The organism is Asticcacaulis biprosthecium C19 (genome assembly GCF_000204015.1).
Lineage (GTDB): Bacteria > Pseudomonadota > Alphaproteobacteria > Caulobacterales > Caulobacteraceae > Asticcacaulis > Asticcacaulis biprosthecius.
The window spans coordinates 1-1,533 of record NZ_GL883078.1; the positions used below are offsets into that span (position 1 = coordinate 1).

Below are 1,533 nucleotides of genomic sequence, written 5' to 3' on the forward strand. Positions count from 1 at the left end.
TTATTCCCCGTCCAGCCTAGCCGGCCGGGGTGACAACTTTATCTCGTTATCGAAGAGAGCGGGCTTATACCGCATTAAATTTCCATGTCAAGCTTTTCTTTTAAAAAGAATTTCTTTTCTACGGAACCCTTGGGAGCGGCCGGGGCCGCCTCGTCGGGAGACGCGCTTTTAGGCGTCCCCCACCCCCGAGTCAACAACCGTTTTTTACTTTTTTGAAATAATTTCGTGATGGTGAGACTTAGGCCTTTTGGGCGGTTTCATCCGACTCCAGGTAGGTCGGCGTCGGATAACCTGCCCCCGGCTTCAACGCGCCCTGCGACACCTGCCAGGCGATCCCGGCTAACAGGACGACAGTTGTAACCACACTGCCTTCAGGACCGAAGGCCCCGCCGGTAATCCACCACGGCACATCCGACTGCGCCAGATCGACGACGATGGGCTTGGCGTCCAGGCGCTGGCCACTGACTTCAACCCCGAAGCCCACCCCCAAGAACCAGTTCCACGCCGTGTGCCAGGCGCACACCCCCCACAGCGAACGTTCCTTGATGGCATAGAGTCCGAAGAAGATCCCGACCAGCACGATATTGACCAGCCCCATATAGAGTTCATTGGACGGCTTCAGGTTCGTGGCGTGCAGGAGGGAGAACAGAATCGTCGTGACGCCGATGCCCCAGAAGATGCCATGCCGCGACGCGATGATCTGCATCAGGTAGCCCCGCATGGCGATCTCTTCGGCCGCGCCCTGCACGACAAAGCCAATAAAGATGGCGATGATGGGAATGAACAGGCTCAGCGACGGCGCCGCCCAGAAGCCGGCATTCTCTATTGTGTATCCGCCCAGCGCGAAGATACCGCCAATTACGGCACCCGAGAAGGCCAGGCCCAGGAGCAAGCCACGGACGTAGCGACGAACGAAGTCGCTGTTGAACCCGATCGTCGCCAGGCTTCGCCGTTCAAATAGCCAGACCCAGAGAAAGAACAGGATGGCGATGCAGGCGAAGCTCAGGAGCAGCAGTGTGTCGCCGGTCCAGCTTACGCCCGGCTGCAAGGGTATCCCGGCGGCCATCAGGGCGATTGCGGCCGGTACCTGCCCGAGCACGATAAAGACCAGGGTCAGAATGATGGCTGCCGCGGTCCACGTACGGCGGTGCCGCTGCGTCCTTGGTGCGTAAAGTTCAATGCCCGCCATGTCGCCCTCCCGGTTAAGGAACAGAAGGTATCCACAGAAACCGGAAACTGGCAAGCGCCAGTGCTAAGACGCAGCAGCGCCAAACGTATCAATGATAATCTTCGACGGCGTCGTGGTCGTCATGGCGCACGGCCGACGGTCGGCGCGGCCGGCGCAGGGTCCAGGCAATGGCGGCCACCGCGGCAATCGTCATCAAGAGACTGGCATCCGGCCCGTACCCGCTGCCGTGCAGGAAGACCGGAGCCTCGCCATTGGGCACCACATGCGCAATCATCGGCGTCACCCCCGTCCGTCCGCCATCGATGTTCAGCCCCAGCCCCAGCCCCATCATCAGGTTCCAGCCC

At 60.5% G+C, this 1,533-nt stretch carries 2 protein-coding genes; both read right to left on the reverse strand.

Annotated elements, in window-relative coordinates; translation table 11 throughout:
- Positions 1-238: 238 nt before the first annotated feature.
- Positions 239-1,189, reverse strand: coding sequence for a CPBP family intramembrane glutamic endopeptidase (locus ABI_RS10715; RefSeq protein ID WP_050808268.1), 951 nt, complete (start codon positions 1,187-1,189; stop codon positions 239-241).
- Between the two features lie 88 nt (positions 1,190-1,277).
- Positions 1,278-1,533: hypothetical protein (locus ABI_RS10720; protein ID WP_374188345.1), on the reverse strand; the 256-nt coding region annotated here is incomplete at its 5' end.

Coding starts and splice junctions, on each gene's coding strand:
- ABI_RS10715 (WP_050808268.1), bottom strand. CDS start 1,189: ATGGCGGGCATTGAACTTTACGCACCAAGGACGCAGCGGCACCGCCGT.